General features: G+C 71.0%; 13 protein-coding genes. 5 read left to right on the top strand and 8 right to left on the bottom strand.

Annotation, left to right across the window (positions count from 1 at the left end):
- Both ABZ656_RS49420 and ABZ656_RS49415 read right to left on the bottom strand, forming a co-directional pair.
- On the bottom strand, positions 1 to 862 hold an 862-nt coding region (locus ABZ656_RS49420; protein ID WP_360278029.1), incomplete at its 3' end, for a protein kinase.
- A gap of 273 nt (positions 863 to 1,135) precedes the next feature.
- A complete protein-coding gene (locus ABZ656_RS49415; protein ID WP_360278026.1) occupies positions 1,136 to 3,433 on the bottom strand; it encodes a serine/threonine-protein kinase in 2,298 nt (765 codons plus the stop codon).
- Between the two features lie 184 nt (positions 3,434 to 3,617).
- On the opposite strand from ABZ656_RS49415, the gene ABZ656_RS49410 reads away from it, so the two are divergent.
- A complete protein-coding gene (locus ABZ656_RS49410; RefSeq protein ID WP_360278023.1) occupies positions 3,618 to 4,781 on the top strand; it encodes a serine hydrolase domain-containing protein in 1,164 nt (387 codons plus the stop codon).
- 98 nt (positions 4,782 to 4,879) lie between these two features.
- On the opposite strand, the gene ABZ656_RS49405 is transcribed toward ABZ656_RS49410, so the two are convergent.
- Positions 4,880 to 6,586, bottom strand: a complete 1,707-nt coding sequence (locus tag ABZ656_RS49405) for a glycerol-3-phosphate dehydrogenase/oxidase (RefSeq protein ID WP_101400166.1) — start codon at positions 6,584 to 6,586, stop codon at positions 4,880 to 4,882.
- Positions 6,587 to 6,847: 261 nt separating this feature from the next.
- Between ABZ656_RS49405 and ABZ656_RS49400 the strand changes: the two genes are divergently transcribed.
- Together ABZ656_RS49400 and ABZ656_RS49395 are read left to right on the top strand one after the other, a co-directional pair.
- Positions 6,848 to 8,056 (top strand): nucleotide sugar dehydrogenase, encoded by a 1,209-nt coding sequence (locus ABZ656_RS49400; RefSeq protein WP_101400165.1) that lies wholly within the window; start codon positions 6,848 to 6,850, stop codon positions 8,054 to 8,056.
- Between the two features lie 123 nt (positions 8,057 to 8,179).
- Positions 8,180 to 8,782, top strand: coding sequence for a hypothetical protein (locus ABZ656_RS49395; RefSeq protein ID WP_360278018.1), 603 nt, complete (start codon positions 8,180 to 8,182; stop codon positions 8,780 to 8,782).
- Positions 8,783 to 8,864: 82 nt separating this feature from the next.
- Here the strand turns inward: ABZ656_RS49395 and ABZ656_RS49390 are convergent, their stop codons facing one another.
- The 4 genes from ABZ656_RS49390 to ABZ656_RS49375 form a co-directional block, all read right to left on the bottom strand.
- Positions 8,865 to 9,989 (bottom strand): GuaB3 family IMP dehydrogenase-related protein, encoded by a 1,125-nt coding sequence (locus ABZ656_RS49390; protein WP_067366955.1) that lies wholly within the window; start codon positions 9,987 to 9,989, stop codon positions 8,865 to 8,867.
- A gap of 104 nt (positions 9,990 to 10,093) precedes the next feature.
- The gene (gene guaB, locus ABZ656_RS49385) at positions 10,094 to 11,599 is read right to left on the bottom strand and encodes an IMP dehydrogenase (RefSeq protein WP_101400163.1); all 1,506 of its coding nucleotides are present in this window, start codon (positions 11,597 to 11,599) and stop codon (positions 10,094 to 10,096) included.
- Positions 11,600 to 11,877: 278 nt separating this feature from the next.
- The gene (locus tag ABZ656_RS49380) at positions 11,878 to 12,453 is read right to left on the bottom strand and encodes a sigma-70 family RNA polymerase sigma factor (RefSeq protein ID WP_030571403.1); all 576 of its coding nucleotides are present in this window, start codon (positions 12,451 to 12,453) and stop codon (positions 11,878 to 11,880) included.
- Positions 12,454 to 12,709: 256 nt separating this feature from the next.
- Positions 12,710 to 13,321 carry a response regulator transcription factor gene (locus ABZ656_RS49375; protein ID WP_003948568.1) on the bottom strand — a complete coding sequence of 204 codons (612 nt, stop codon included), beginning with the start codon at positions 13,319 to 13,321 and terminating at the stop codon, positions 12,710 to 12,712.
- A gap of 390 nt (positions 13,322 to 13,711) precedes the next feature.
- Here ABZ656_RS49375 and ABZ656_RS49370 point away from each other — a divergent pair, with 390 nt between their 5' ends.
- Complete coding sequence (locus ABZ656_RS49370) at positions 13,712 to 14,044, top strand: WhiB family transcriptional regulator (protein WP_060901471.1); 333 nt, start codon at positions 13,712 to 13,714, stop codon at positions 14,042 to 14,044.
- An 86-nt stretch (positions 14,045 to 14,130) separates the two neighbouring features.
- On the opposite strand, the gene ABZ656_RS49365 is transcribed toward ABZ656_RS49370, so the two are convergent.
- Positions 14,131 to 15,027: a LysR family transcriptional regulator gene (locus tag ABZ656_RS49365; protein ID WP_101400162.1), complete on the bottom strand. Its 897-nt coding sequence runs from the start codon at positions 15,025 to 15,027 to the stop codon at positions 14,131 to 14,133.
- 79 nt (positions 15,028 to 15,106) lie between these two features.
- Between ABZ656_RS49365 and ABZ656_RS49360 the strand changes: the two genes are divergently transcribed.
- A complete protein-coding gene (locus ABZ656_RS49360; protein ID WP_101400161.1) occupies positions 15,107 to 15,775 on the top strand; it encodes an MOSC domain-containing protein in 669 nt (222 codons plus the stop codon).
- The last annotated feature ends 91 nt before the right edge of the window (positions 15,776 to 15,866 follow it).

The following is a 15,866-nucleotide window of genomic DNA, read 5'->3' as shown; positions in this document are numbered from 1 at the left end:
CGGCATCGGCCCCCTGCACACCGGCGACCACCGCGCCGAACGAGGCTCCGGGGCCCCCGCCGGACGCACCACCGGCTCCCCCACCGGGCAGCCCTCCGGTCACTCCACCGGGCGCGGCATCGCGCGTACGGGCCGCGCCACGCGGGACACCGGCGCCCGTGCCCGTACCCGCTCGTGAATCCGCACCGGGACCCGCGTGGGGTGAACCGGCACCGATGCCTCCCTCACCCCCGGGACCCTCGAAGTCCTGTACCGGCACCGGGTCGTACCCGCACAGTGCCTCCTCCGCGGCTCCGGCGGCCAGGCCGGTCAGCATCACCCGGCCGTCGTCGCAGACGAGCACCGTGCGCACGGTGATGTTGCGGTGGACCCATCCGTGCGCGTGCAGCACCCTCAGCGCGGTGACGACGTCGGCGGCGACCTCGGCCGCCCGATAGGGGCTCAGCGGCTTCTCGGCGAGCAGCGCGGCCAGCGACCGTGCGGGCACCAGCTCACTCACTATCCACAACGACCCGCCTTCGGCGAACACGTCGAAGACCTGGTCCAGCCGGGGATGGTCGGGAATCTGCGCGGCGGCCTGCGCCGCCTCGATCGCCCGTCGTACGGCGGGTTCGGTGGGCCTGCGCGTGGTCCGTGCGGAGGCGCGCCGCACCCCGCCGTCCCGCGCCACGAACCCCTCGGGCAGCCCGTCCGCGTCGAGCATCTCCGCCTCGACGACCTCCGGCAACGGCACCTGCCGGACGAGGACTTCCTGACCGCTGTAGGTGTCGAAGGCCCGGCTCTCGGCGAATTCGTACTCGTCGGAGGGCGGCAGCGGCAGGCGGTAACGGTCGGCGAGTACCCGTCCCGCGTAGTCGTCCACGATGCCTCCCCCGGCCGCCCGGTGGTCAATTCCGTTCGCCTTGCGCCCCGTTACGGCTTCGTACGGTCCGCAACCACTCACGATACGTGCCGGAGGCAACCCGCAATGTCGGGATGCGAGATGTCACCGCCCCGTGACCGACCCCTACAACAGACACCCCGGGCGAACCGGCCCGAACCTCACGACGTGGGCACGCGCTTCACGACGTGGGTTCGAGCCCCTGGCCTCACGACGTGGGCACGCGCTTCACGACGTGGGTTCGAGCCCCTGGCCTCACGACTTCGGCTGGAACGTCTTCGTCAGCGTCTGCCACGTGTCCTTGCGCAGCTGACTGTCCCAATCGGATGCCTTCGCCGTGTACATCAGCCCGTACCCGAGATGATCATTCACGACGAATCCGCGGTCGATCGACCGGTACTTCGTGCCACCGTCCTGATAGGTGAACTCCCAGTCAGCCGTGTTCCAACCGCGGTAGTCCACCTGCTCTATGCGCACCCGCTTGTACTGCGAGCGCACCATGTACCCCTCTTGGTTCTTCCAGTCCGCCACAGGGTCACTCTTGGGCGTGGTCGTCCAGCCGACGAGGAGCTTCTGCCCGTCGGGACCGGTGAAGCGGGCTCCCGCGTCATCCGTCGACTGGTACTTCCACCCCTTGGGCAGCCCGATCTTGAATCCCTGGCCGGCCGTGTACGTCGACACGGCGGTGGAGCCCGAGGAGCCCGACTCCTTGCCGTCGCCGCCCGTCCCGTTCGTGGCGGCGGCGCTGCCCGACGCGTCGGTGTTCGGCGTGCTGCCCGAACTCCCGTCCCCGGCCGACCCGGTGGCACCGTCCGTCTTGTCGCCGCTGTCGGTGTGAGAACCGCTGGTCGCGCCCTTGTCGCCACTGCCCGCGGTCACCCCGTTGGACGCGGCCGCCTTGGTGTCACCGCTCTTGCCGTTCTTCGACCCGCTGCCGTCACCGCCGCCGAGGGTAAGGGCCAGCACGGTCCCGATCACGGCGAGCGCCACGACCACCGCGATGATCAACAGGGTCCGCCGCGGCACCACATCGGTGAGCGGTGCCCGCGGCACGGGCCGCGGCGGCCGCTCGGGCGCCACGGGCCACCCGGAGGCCGGCCTGGCCTCGCCGGCCGAACCGGTGGAGGCGGAACCCCCCGAACCCGCCGAGCCGAGAGCCTCCTTCGAGCCGACGGGACCGGAGGCCGAGCCCACTGGCGCGCCGTCACGCACGCCCGGCTTCGGGGAGCCCTCCGCCGCCTTGCCGCCCTGGCCGGGCGTGACCGTCCCGGACTTCCCCGCAGCCGCGGCGGGCTTCGACACGTCCACGCGCGGCGGAGCCGGGGGAGCCGCCGGAGCCTTCGGAGCGACCGGAGCCGCCCCCTCCACGCCCACCGAACCGGAAGCCGCGGTACCGCCGGCACCACCCGCACCGCCCGCGGTACCCGCGCTGCTCGCACCACCCGTCCCGCCCGCGGCACCGGACTTCGCACGGGCCGTCGCCGCAGCGGTGGCCGCCGCCGTGGCCGTACCGGCGACCGAGGCGGCCTTCCGCACGGAACGCAGCGCCCCGCGCAGCCGCTCCCCGGCCTCCTCGCCCCGCTTGGCCCCGGAACCGCGCGAGCCGCCCGAACTCTTCTTGCCCGGGCCCTCGTCCGGCACCGGCGGCAGCGCCACGACCTTCGTCGCGTCCGCCGGCTCCGGCACGGTCTCCTTGGGCTCGGGGGCGTGGATCACCTCGCTGAGCATCGCCCGGGCGCGCTCGTTGTCGAGCCGCTGCGCGGGATCCTTCACGAGCAGCCCGTAAATCACGTTCTCCAGCGGGCCCGCGTTCTTCGGCTGCTCCACCGGCTCGGTCATCACCGCGGTGAGCGTCGCGATCGCGGAACCCTTGTCGTACGGCGGCACACCCTCGACCGACGCGTACAACAGCCCGCCCAGCGACCACAGGTCGGCCGCGGGGCCGGGCTTGTGCCCGCGCGCCCGCTCCGGCGAGATGTACGAGGGCGCGCCCACGAGCATGCCGGTCGAGGTGATGGACGGGTCGCCCTCGACCTGCGCGATACCGAAGTCGGTCAGCACGACCCGGCCGTCGTCGGAGATCAGCACGTTCGACGGCTTCACATCGCGGTGCAGGATGCCCTCGCGGTGCGCGGAACGCAGCACGTCGAGTATCGCGAGCCCCACCTCGGCGGCACGCTTCGGCGTGAGCAGGCCGTCCTCGCGGATGACCTCGGCGAGCGACTTGCCCTCGACGAGCTCCATCACGATCCACGGCCGGTTGTCCTCGTCGACCACGTCGAAGACCGTCACCGCGCCGTTGTTGCGAATCCGGGCGATCGCCTTGGCCTCACGCAGGGTGCGCGTGATCAGCCGCCGTTTCTCGTCGTCATCGATGCTCGACGGGAACCGCAGCTCCTTGACGGCGACCGTGCGGCCCAGCGTTTCGTCCTGGGCCCGCCACACCGTGCCCATGCCGCCGCGGCCGAGAACATCTCCCAGCCGGTAGCGCCCGGCGAGGAGACGTTCGCTCTTGTCCTGACGGGATGCTCCCGCCCGCTCCGCCTCCGACATGCGTCCCCTCATGCAACCCGCCCTGACAGAGCCTTCATTGTCCCTCACCCGACAAGCGCTCAGCGCCCAGGGGGCCCTTCGGCCGACAAGCCCTCGGCGACCGGCACGCCCCTCACCTGCGGACCACCCGCTCGTGCACACAGGTCCGTCCCCCATGATGTGCCGCAACAAGGAAGGAACGCCGATGCCTGCGCCCCGGACACCTCGGACACTCCCGGTCATACCCGTGTCTCTGGCCGTCCTCGTCCTGGCCCCCATCGGCCTGCCGCGCCTGATGCCGACCGCCGGCCCTTCCCACTCCACCACACCCTCGGCCGCCCGTCACACCCCCAGGTCCGCGGCCCCGACGGGCTCACACTCCCCCGCCACCGCCCCGGCAACGGGCGCCACCCGCGCCTTGCGCCGTCTGCTCCCCCTTCTGGTCACCCGCGGCAAGGCTCCCGCCGCCGCGCTGCTGGCCGGTGAAGCCTCCGGCGCACGCTTCGCCCGCGCCGGCGACGGCATCGCCCGCGGCGACCACTTCCGCGCGGGCAGCATCACCAAGACGTTCATCGCGACCGTGGTGCTGCAACTCGCCGCCGAGCACCGGCTGTCCCTGTCCGACGCCCTGGACGCTCACCTTCCGGGTCTGGTGCGCGGCGCGGGCAACGACGGCCGGCGTCTGTCGCTGCGCTCCCTGCTCACCCACACCAGCGGCCTGTACGACTTCACCGATGACACCAAGGGCGCCGTCCCCCTCACCCCGCTCCAGGCCGTCCGCATCGCCCTCACCCACCCCCCGGCCGCCCGCGGCCGCTTCGCCTACTCGAACACCAACTACGTCCTGCTCGGCATGGTCATCCGCCAGGTCACCGGCCACTCGTACGCCACCGAAGTCGAGCGCCGGTTCATCAACCCCCTTCGTCTGACGGGCACCTCCTTCCCCGGCGCCCGCACCTCGCTGCCCTCCCCGCACGGCCGCGCCTACTCCGCCGACGGCACCGACGTGACCGCCCTCGACCCGCGCGTGGCCGGCGCGGCGGGTGAGCTGGTCAGCACGCTCGCCGACCTGAACCGCTTCTACGCGGCCCTGCTCGCCGGCGACCTGCTCCCGCCCCGCCAACTGCGCGAGATGCTCGACAACCGCACCGCACAAGGCCTGTACGGCATGGGTCTGTATCCGGTGAAGCTGTCGTGCGGCACCACCGTGTGGGGGCACGACGGCCATATATCCGGCAGCTACGTGCGCACCGCGGCTACCGTCGACGGCCGTCGTGTCCTCACCTTCCGGGTGAACACGGACGGGATCGAGGACCCGAGTCTGGAACCCGAGCTGCTCGCCGCCGAGTTCTGCCCCCGCACCCAGTAGAACGGCCGGGTTTCGAGCAAAGATCCCAGCTCACGACACCCGTTCGAGTGACATTCACGGGACCTCCCGGGCAGGCCCTCACAGGCGGCGGGGCCCGATCAGCGCGGCACGATGTCCGGCGCCCCCAGCCGCGCCGCGTCCGCCGTCTGGTCGTCCGGCTGGCGCTGGGACTCCCGCTCGGCCTCGACCCGCTTCTCGTAGTGCTCCACCTCGCGCTCGATCTGGTCCTTGTCCCAGCCGAGGACCGGCGCCATCAGCTCGGCGGCCTCGCGGGCGCTGCGCGTACCGCGGTCGAAGGTCTCGATGGAGATACGGGTGCGCCGGGTGAGCACGTCGTCCAGGTGCCGGGCACCCTCGTGCGAGGCGGCGTAGACGATCTCGGCCTTGAGGTAGTCCTCGGCGGCCGGAAGGGGCACGCCCAGCGCGGGGTTGGCGGCGATGAGCTCGAATATCTCCTCGGCCAGCACACCGAACCGGTTCAGCAGATGCTCCACGCGGACCACATGGAGTCCGGTGCGCTGCGCGATCCGCGCCCGCGCGTTCCACAGCGCCCGGTACCCCTCGGCCCCGAGCAGGGGAATGTCCTCGGTGACGCATTCGGCGACCCGCTGGTCGAGACCGTGCACCGCCTCGTCGACCGCGTCCTTGGCCATCACCCGGTAGGTCGTGTACTTGCCACCCGCCACGACCACCAGTCCCGGCACCGGATGGGCCACGGTGTGCTCGCGCGAGAGCTTGCTGGTGGCGTCCGACTCGCCCGCGAGCAGCGGCCGCAGTCCCGCGTACACACCCTCCACGTCGTCGCGGGTCAGGGGCACCGAGAGCACCGAGTTCACATGCTCCAGCAGATAGTCGATGTCGGCGCTGGAGGCCGCGGGGTGGGCCTTGTCGAGGTTCCAGTCGGTGTCCGTGGTGCCGATGATCCAGTGCCGCCCCCAGGGGATCACGAAGAGGACGGACTTCTCGGTGCGCAGGATCAGGCCCGTCGCGGCGTTGATCCGGTCCTTCGGCACGACCAGGTGGATGCCCTTGGAGGCCCGTACGTGGAACTGGCCTCTCTCGCCCACCATGGCCTGGGTGTCGTCGGTCCACACCCCCGTGGCGTTGACGATCTGCTTGGCGCGGATCTCGTACTCCCCGCCGCCTTCGACGTCCTCCACCCTGGCGCCGACCACGCGCTCGCCCTCGCGCAGGAATCCGGTCACGCGGGCACGGTTGGCGACCTTCGCGCCGTACGCCGCCGCCGTGCGCACCAACGTGGCCACATAGCGGGCGTCGTCCACCTGCGCGTCGTAGTACTGCAACGCGCCGACCAGCGCGTCCTTCTTCAAAGCGGGTGCTATGCGCAGAGCGTGGCTGCGCGTCAGATGGCGATGGGCGGGCAGTCCTCGTCCGTGTCCGCTCGTCATCGACATGGCGTCGTACAGCGCGACGCCCGATCCCGCGTACAGCCGCTCCCAGCCCTTGTGCTGGAGCGGATAGAGGAACGGCACCGGCTTCACCAGGTGCGGTGCGAGCCGCTCCAGAAGGAGTCCACGCTCCTTCAGGGCCTCGCGCACGAGGGCGAAGTCGAGCATCTCCAGATAGCGCAGGCCGCCGTGGATCAGCTTGCTGGACCTGCTGGAGGTGCCCGACGCCCAGTCGCGCGCCTCGACCAGGCCCGTGGACAGGCCGCGTGTCACGGCGTCGAGCGCCGTCCCCGCACCGACCACGCCCGCGCCCACCACCAGCACATCCAGCTCACGCTCGGCCATCCCAGCCAGGGACTCGGCGCGCTCCGCCGGCCCCAGTCTCGCTGTCTTCACCGCTGCCTCCCGCTGTCTGTAGCGCTGGCCGCACCTGTCCGGCTACGCCCGGCTCACGTCCCCCTGCCCCAAAGTCTGACCGCGATGTCCGTCATCGGCCACCACGCACCCCCAGCCTGTGGACAACACTCCCGGAAACTCGCCCACCCAATACCGTAAATCGGTCATATTTACTCCTAGTCTGACATTGCGCTCGCCCGTTCTGTCCACAGGGCTTGCACACCTGTCCCGCTTCGGTTACTGGGAAGGACGGCCCACGCCATGCCCGCAGATCTCGCCGTCATCGGACTCGGACATCTCGGCCTGCCCCTGGCCCAGGCCGCCGTCGCCGCCGGCATCCCCACGCTCGGCTACAAGACCGGCCCGGAAGGCGGCTCACTCACCCCGGCCGAACTGCGCCGGATGCTCTCGGGAGGCTTCCGGCCTACCACCAACCCCGCCGAACTCGGCCGCGTCCGCACCGCCGTCATCTGCGCCCCGACCCCACCCGGCCCGGACGGCACCCCCGACCTGGGCCAAGTGGCCTCGGCAGCCCGCACCCTGGCCGAACGGCTGCGCCCGCACACCACCGTGATCATGGAGTCGCCGGTCCACCCCGGCACCACCGAGGACTTCCTGCGCCCGCTCCTCGAAGAGGGCTCGGGCCTGCGCGCGGGGCGCGACTTCCACCTCGCGTACTCGCCCAGCCGCGTCGATCCCGGCAACCGCGACTTCACCCCCGCCAACACCCCCAAGGTCATCGGCGGCCTCACCCCCGCCTGCACCGAGTCGGCCGCCGCCTTCTACGGACGCCTCACCGACAAGGTCGTACGCGCGCGTGGCCCCCGCGAGGCGGAGACCGTACAGCTCCTGGAGAACAACTACCGGCACGTCAACATCGCCCTGGTCAACGAGATGGCCGTGCTCTGCCACGACCTGGGCGTCGACGTGTGGGACGTCATCCGCTGCGCCGAGACCAAGCCGTTCGGATTCCAGGCGTTCCGGCCGGGACCCGGCGTCGGCGGCCACGGCATCGCCCAGGACCTGGCGGGCCACTCGGGCCGCACCCTCCGAATGGTCGAACTGGCCCAGCAGGTCAACAGCCACATGCCGCGATACGTCATCCAGCGCGCCGCCACGCTCCTCAACGAGCACGGGAAATCGGCCCGCGCCGCGCGCGTGCTCCTCCTCGGCGTCACCTACAAGCCCGACCTCGCCGACCAACAGGGCACGCCCGCCCACGAGATCGCCCTGCGCCTGATGGAACTCGGCGCGACCGTCAGCTACCACGACCCGCACGTCCCGGCCTGGAACGTCCTCGGCCGCCCCGTGCCGCGCGCCGACTCCCTCTACGAGGCCGCCGCCGACGCCGACCTCACGATCCTGCTCCAGCAGCACCGCACGTACGACCTCCAAGGGCTCTCCGTGAAGGCCCAGCTCCTCCTCGACACCAGGGGAGCGACCCCGACCGGAGCCGCGCACCGACTCTGACCCCGGCGAAACCCCTGGACGGGATGTCACTGCCGACTGCTACTGTGCGTCAGCTCTCGCACACCAGTGCGCCCGCGTCCCGGGCGCTCCCAGGTGTGCGCTCACATCCCTGGGGGGAACCACATGAGTCAGTCGTCTCCGCCGCCGTCCGGTCCACCGGTCGACAACCCGTACCCGGACCAGAACCCGTACGCCGGCCGGCCGGGCCAGCCGCCCGCGCCGCCGCAGGACGCCGCCCAGGCCGGGTTCCCGCAGCAGGGTGCCCCGCAGGGCACACCCCAGCCGGGCTTCCCGATGGCTCCCGTCGCCCCGGCCGCTCCGGTGCGCGACAAGCTCGGGCTCGGCCTCGCGGCCGCCGTCGGTGCCGCCCTGGTCGCGGCGGGCCTCTACGGAGTCATCATCGGCCTCACCAAGCACGAGATCGGCTGGGCGGCCGTCGGCGTCGGCTTCGTGATCGGCCTCGCCGCGGGCCGCGTCGGCGGGCGCAACCCGATCCTGCCGATCGCCAGCCTGATCCTTTCGGTGGCCTCGGTCTACCTCGGCCAGCTGGTCGGCGAGGCCATGATCGGCGCCAAGGAGATCGGCGTCGGCTTCAACGAGGTCTTCTTCCAGCACTTCAGCGTGGTCCAGGAAGCATGGAAGGCCGAGGCCGACCCGCTGACCTTCCTCTTCTTCGCCATCGCCGCGTACGCGGCCTTCTCCGGCGCCAAGAAGGCCGGTCAGTAACCCCGCCCGGCATGCGCGAGGGCCCGCCCACCTCATGGTGGACGGGCCCTTCGGCGTCGTACGAGCCGCCGTACCGCTACCGCTAGCGCTTGTGCTGGGAGTCCGCGACCGTCACCTCGACGCGCTGGAACTCCTTGAGCTCGCTGTAGCCGGTGGTGGCCATGGCGCGGCGGAGGGCGCCGAAGATGTTCATGGAACCGTCGGGGATGTGCGAGGGCCCGGTGAGGATCTCCTCGATGGTGCCGACGGTGCCGAGGTCGACCTTCTTGCCGCGCGGCAGCTCCTCGTTGACCGCTTCCATGCCCCAGTGGTGGCCCCTGCCGGGCGCGTCCGTGGCGCGGGCCAGCGGGGAGCCCATCATCACCGAGTCGGCGCCGCAGGCGATCGCCTTGGGGAGGTCGCCGGACCAGCCGACACCGCCGTCCGCGATCACGTGCACATAGCGGCCGCCGGACTCGTCCATGTAGTCGCGGCGGGCCGCGGCCACGTCGGCGACGGCGGTCGCCATCGGGACCTGGATGCCCAGCACGTTGCGCGTGGTGTGCGCGGCACCGCCGCCGAAGCCGACCAGGACACCGGCCGCGCCCGTGCGCATCAGGTGCAGCGCCGCCGTGTACGTGGCGCAGCCGCCGACGATCACGGGGACGTCGAGCTCGTAGATGAACTGCTTCAGGTTCAGCGGTTCGGCGGCACCGGAGACGTGCTCCGCGGAGACCGTCGTACCGCGGATGACGAAGATGTCCACGCCCGCGTCGACGACGGCCTTGGAGAACTGGGCCGTGCGCTGCGGCGACAGGGCTGCCGCGGTGACGACGCCCGAGTCGCGCACCTCCTTGATGCGCTGCCCGATCAGCTCCTCCTTGATGGGAGCGGCGTAGATCTCCTGGAGGCGGCGGGTCGCGGTGTCCGCGTCCAGCTCGGCGATCTCGTCGAGCAGCGGCTGCGGGTCCTCGTACCGCGTCCACAGGCCTTCGAGGTTCAGTACTCCCAGGCCGCCCAGCTCGCCGATGCGGATCGCGGTCGCCGGGGAGACGACCGAGTCCATCGGGGCGGCCAGGAACGGCAGCTCGAAGCGGTAGGCGTCGATCTGCCAGGCGATCGAGACCTCCTTCGGGTCTCGCGTACGGCGGCTCGGGACGACGGCGATGTCGTCGAAGGCGTACGCCCGGCGGCCGCGCTTGCCGCGCCCGATCTCGATCTCAGTCACGTGTGTGGCCTTTCCCTCTTCGCTTCTGCGCCTCCCAGTATCCCCGACACCTACGACAAGGGCGGCCCCGGAACCTCCGGGACCGCCCTCACGTACGTGTACGGCTAGTCGTTACGGCTGTAGTTCGGCGCCTCGACCGTCATCTGGATGTCGTGCGGGTGGCTCTCCTTGAGGCCCGCCGAGGTGATCCGGACGAACCGGCCCTTGGACTCCATCTCGTCGATGGTGGCGGCGCCCACGTACCCCATGGTCTGGCGCAGACCGCCGACGAGCTGGTGCAGCACGTTGGCCAGCGGGCCGCGGTAGGGCACCTGCCCCTCGATGCCCTCGGGCACGAGCTTGTCGTCGGACGCGACGTCCGCCTGGAAGTAGCGGTCCTTCGAGTACGACCTGCCCTGCCCACGGGACTGCATGGCGCCGAGGGAGCCCATGCCGCGGTACGACTTGAACTGCTTGCCGTTGATGAAGAGCAGCTCGCCGGGCGACTCCTCACAGCCCGCCAGGAGGCTGCCGAGCATCACCGTGTCGGCACCGGCGGCCAGCGCCTTGCCGATGTCGCCGGAGTACTGCAGACCACCGTCACCGATCACCGGGACACCCGCGGCGCGGGCCGCGAGGGCCGCTTCGTAGATGGCGGTGACCTGCGGGACGCCGATGCCGGCGACCACACGGGTGGTACAGATCGAGCCGGGGCCCACACCCACCTTGACGCCGTCGACGCCGGCGTCGATCAGGGCCTGGGCACCGTCACGAGTGGCGACGTTGCCGCCGATCACGTCGACGTTCACGCTCGACTTGATCTTCGCCATCCAGTTGAGCGCGTTGCTGTTGTGCCCGTGCGAGGTGTCGACGATCAGGAAGTCCACCCCGGCCTCGGCCAGCGCCTGAGCGCGCTCCAGAGCCTCGGGGCTGGCGCCGACGGCGGCACCCACCAGCAGGCGGCCCTCGGCGTCCTTCGCGGCGTTCGGGTACTTCTCGGCCTTCACGAAGTCCTTGACCGTGATGAGGCCCTTGAGGACGCCCGCGTCGTCGACCAGCGGAAGCTTCTCGATCTTGTGGCGGCGCAGCAGTTCCATGGCGTCGGTGCCGGAGATGCCGACCTTGCCGGTGACCAGGGGCATCGGCGTCATGACCTCGCGCACCTGGCGCGAACGGTCGGTCTCGAAGGCCATGTCACGGTTGGTGACGATGCCCAGCAGCTTGCCGCTGCCGTCGGTGACGGGGACACCGCTGATGCGGAACTTGGCACACAGCGCGTCGGCCTCGGCCAGCGTCGCGTCCGGGTGCACCGTGATCGGGTCGGTGACCATGCCGGACTCGGAGCGCTTCACCAGGTCGACCTGGTTGACCTGGTCCTCGATGGAGAGGTTGCGGTGCAGTACACCGACGCCTCCCTGCCGGGCCATGGCGATCGCCATGCGCGACTCGGTCACCTTGTCCATCGCCGCGGAGAGCAGCGGGATGTTCACACGTACGTTGCGGGAGATGCGGGACGAGGTGTCGACCGCATTGGGCAGCACCTCAGAGGCGCCCGGCAGCAGCAGCACGTCGTCGTAGGTCAGCCCGAGTGTCGCGAATTTGGCGGGCACTCCGTCGACGTTGGCAGTCATGACACCTTCCCCAAATGGCCTTGATCGGTGCGGATGTCCATGCTAACGGGAAGCAAGGCTCTCCCATTCCACGGTTCGGACCGCCCTTGGGCTTCGTAGGTTCGTACGGGCGGGGTGGCGATGCCGTTCAGTTGTGGGCCGGGTCCCGAGTCCCCGCGGGAGAGCGACGCGAGCCCCACGCCCGAGGAAAAACCGGTCCGCCCCTTGGGAGGACTGACCCGGCTCGCCGGCCGACGCGTCCTCGGAGGTCCCGGTGACCGGAGACCCCTGAGACCCGCCTACTGCTCCGCCAGCGCCCGCAACCGGCTCAGTGCGCGGTGCTGGGCCACCCGTACGGCGCCCGGTGACATTCCCAACATCTGGCCCGTCTCCTCGGCCGTGAGGCCCACCGCGATGCGCAGCAGGAGCAGCTCGCGCTGGTTTTCGGGGAGGTTGGCCAGGAGTTTCTTGGCCCACTCGGCGTCGCTGCTGAGGAGAGCGCGCTCCTCCGGGCCGAGGGAGTCGTCGGGGCGCTCGGGCATCTCGTCCGAGGGAACCGCCGTCGAACCGGGGTGGCGCATCGCGGCGCGCTGCAGGTCGGCGACCTTGTGCGCGGCGATGGCGAAGACGAACGCCTCGAAGGGGCGCCCGGTGTCCTTGTAGCGCGGCAGTGCGAGGAGCACCGCTACGCAGACCTCCTGGGCCAGGTCCTCGACGAAGTGCCGCGCGTCGCCCGGAAGCCGGGAGAGGCGGGTGCGGCAGTAGCGCAACGCCAAGGGATGTACACGCGCGAGCAGGTCGTGCGTGGCCTGCTCGTCGCCGTCGACCGCACGATGGACGAGCGCACCGATCACCGTCGTCTCGTCGTCGCGCATCGGTCCATGGTGCCTTGGCGTCGTCTTGTCCGTGGCACCGCGTCCGTAGTTGTGCACCGAAGCGTTATGAGCAGGTGCGCCGGAACTCATCTCCGTCGCCCTCCCCTTCCGCTCGACCGACTCGTCCCCGAGGAACTCCACACCTCAAGCATGCGGCATCCGCGGCGAAACGAGCAGCGGGCACTCGGCGGGCCCTGTTGTCGGCCCCGCCCACCATGAGGTAGGCGGGGTGCGTCGTACCCCCGCGACGGCTCACCTAACGAACCAGACCCCACCGGAAACCGAGCGCCACGGCGTGCGCGCGGTCCGAGGCGCCGAGCTTCTTGAAGAGCCGCCGGGCGTGCGTCTTCACGGTGTCCTCGGAGAGGAACAGCTCGCGGCCGATCTCGGCGTTGGAGCGACCATGACTCATGCCTTCCAGCACCTGGATCTCACGCGCCGTGAGCGTCGGCGCCGCGCCCATCTCGGCCGACCGCAGTCTGCGCGGGGCGAGCCGCCAGGTGGGGTCGGCGAGTGCCTGGGTCACGGTCGCGCGCAGCTCCGCGCGGGAGGCGTCCTTGTGCAGATAGCCGCGGGCCCCGGCGGCGACGGCGAGCGCCACACCGTCCAGGTCCTCGGCCACGGTGAGCATGATGATGCGCGCACCGGGGTCGGCGGACAGCAGCCGCCGGACGGTCTCGACGCCACCCAGTCCGGGCATGCGTACGTCCATCAGAATCAGGTCCGAGCGGTCGGCACCCCAGCGGCGGAGGACTTCCTCGCCGTTGGCTGCCGTCGTCACACGCTCGACGCCGGGCACGGTCGCCACCGCACGGCGGAGCGCCTCTCGGGCAAGCGGGGAGTCGTCGCAGACGAGGACGGATGTCATGGCCGCCCTCCGCAGCTGATGCGCGTCACCTTGAGCCTCCAGGCTGGTACGAATCGTCATCTGTGCGGTCGACACTCGCCGACGGAACTGCCGTCTGCCCGAGCGCTTGTTCCTTCAACCGCCTCCGCACTCTCAACGATGGTCACTCGAAAGAGTTACGGGGCAGTCGGTCGTCTTCGGCACTCTACGTGAGGGCGTGGACACGACGCGGACATGCACAACGGACCCTCAACGTTTCATCACAACCTATGCCCCATTCAGCCTGTTTTCTTCCCATTTGCTGGTGTCTGCGGCTAGATTCGCAATGAGTCATATTTTCATCTCCTTAGATCGTAGATGTACGGTCGGTGGGCACAGAGCAGCCCAGAACGGCGACAAGGGGACAAAGCAATGGCAGATTTCTCCCGCCTTCCCGGTCCGAACGCGGACCTCTGGGACTGGCAGCTCCTCGCGGCCTGCCGCGGGGTCGACAGCTCGCTCTTCTTCCACCCGGAGGGCGAGCGCGGTGCGGCACGGAGCGCTCGCGAGAACTCGGCCAAAGAGGTCTGCATGCGATGCCCGGTACGAGCCCAGTGCGCGGCACACGCCTTGGCGGTGCGCGAACCGTACGGCGTATGGGGCGGCCTGACCGAGGACGAGCGCGAGGAACTCATGGGGCGGGCGCGCAACCGGCTGGTGGCGGCGTCGACCACCGGGAGCGGCGATCCCGCTTCGAACAACTGAAGGAACGTTTCTGCTTTTCGGTCCACCGCCGGGCACGCGCACGCGTGCCCATGCTTTTTGGCGGCGTCAGCCGCTTTGGGGCCGCGTCAGCGGCTCGCGGCCCGCGCCAGTTGGTCGAGCGTCGCCGCCACCGCCGGCACCTGTGCCAGGTCCGGCAGGGTGAGCGCGACGATCTCGCGCCGCACCGGCGGCTCCACCGTCACGGTGCGTGCACCCTTGGGGCGTACGGACTCGATCGCGAGCTCCGGCAGGACCGCGACCCCGAGGCCCGCGCCGACCAGCCCGACCACGGCCGGGTAGTCGTCGGTGGCGAAGTCGATGCGGGGCACGAAGCCCGCGGCGCGGCAGACCTCCACCAGTTGTCCGCGGCAGCGCGGGCAGCCCGCGATCCACGGCTCCCCGGCGAGTTCGGCGATCGCGACCGATCCGGCCCGCGCGAGCCGGTGCTTCTCGGGGACCAGCCCGACGAGCCGGTCCCGCAGCAGGGGCCGTACGACCAGGTCGTCCCACTCCTCGGCACCCGCGGCTCCCTCGTAGCGGAACGCGAGGGCGATGTCGCAGTCGCCGGCCCGGAGCTTCTCGACGGACTCCGGCGGCTCGGCCTCCTCCAGGGAGACCCGGGTGCCGGGATGCGCGGCGCGCAGCGCGGCGAGGGCCGTGGGGACGAGCGTGGAACTGCCGCTGGGGAAGGAGACGAGCCGGACCCGGCCCGCACGCAGGCCCGCGATCGCGGCGACCTCCTCCTCGGCGGCGGTCAGGCCCGCGATGATGCCCGCCGCGTGCCGGACCAGCGCCTCGCCCGCCTGGGTGAGGCGCATCTCGCGGCCCGTGCGGATGAGCAGCGGGGTGCCGACGGACGATTCGAGCGCCTTCATCTGCTGGCTGACGGCGGGCTGGGTGCAGCCGAGTTCACGTCCCGCCGCCGAGAAGGAGCCGGTGGCGGCGACGGCGCGCAGAACACGGAGATGACGGGCCTCGATCACCTTTCGAGCATAAGTGGTCCTTGGGTACGGCGGCGAATATCGCTTCGCCGCTTTGGCTCTCATCGCCTAGCGTGCTGCCATGAAGCTTCTGTCCTTGAACATCGGCCGCCCACGGGCGGTTCCGTACACGGACCAGCCCGAGGGTGTGACCGGCATCGACAAGCGGCCGGTGGACGGGCCGGTGCGGGTGGCGGCACCCGGGCCCAAGGGGGTCGGCGCGAGCGGCCTCGCCGGGGACGCGGTGTGCGACCTGCGCCATCACGGCGGTGACGACCAGGCGGTGTACGCGGTCGCCCGCGAGGACCTCGACGACTGGGGGCGCGAGCTCGGCCGGCCGCTGGCGAGCGGCGCGTTCGGCGAGAACCTGACGACTCAGGGGCTCGACGTGTCCGGCGCTCGGATCGGCGAGCGCTGGCGCGTCGGCTCCGAGGTGGTCCTCGAAGTCACCTGCGGGCGCATCCCCTGCCGTACGTTCCAGGAGCACCTCGGCGAGCAGCGCTGGGTGAAGCGGTTCACCCAGAAGGGTGCGCCCGGCGCCTATCTGCGGGTGATCGAGCCGGGCGAGATCCGGGCGGACGACCCGATCGAGGTCGTGCACCGGCCCGACCACGAGGTGACGGTCGCCCTCGCCTTCCGCGCCGAGACGACCGAACGGGCGCTGCTGGCAAGGGTGCTGGCCGCGGGCGACGCGCTGCACCCGGAGTTGCTGGCGATGGCGGAGAAGTACGTGGCGCGGCACAGCGACTAGTGCCGCGGCAGGCAACGTTTGCCCGTCAAGGAGCGGCGTCCGGTGCGTGCTCTCGGCGTGCCGGCCGGAAGTCCTCGCACTGGACGTACTT

Source organism: Streptomyces sp. NPDC007095, assembly GCF_040634475.1.
In the GTDB taxonomy this organism is placed as follows: Bacteria; Actinomycetota; Actinomycetes; order Streptomycetales; family Streptomycetaceae; genus Streptomyces.
This window is presented reverse-complemented; position numbering and strand designations above follow the sequence as displayed.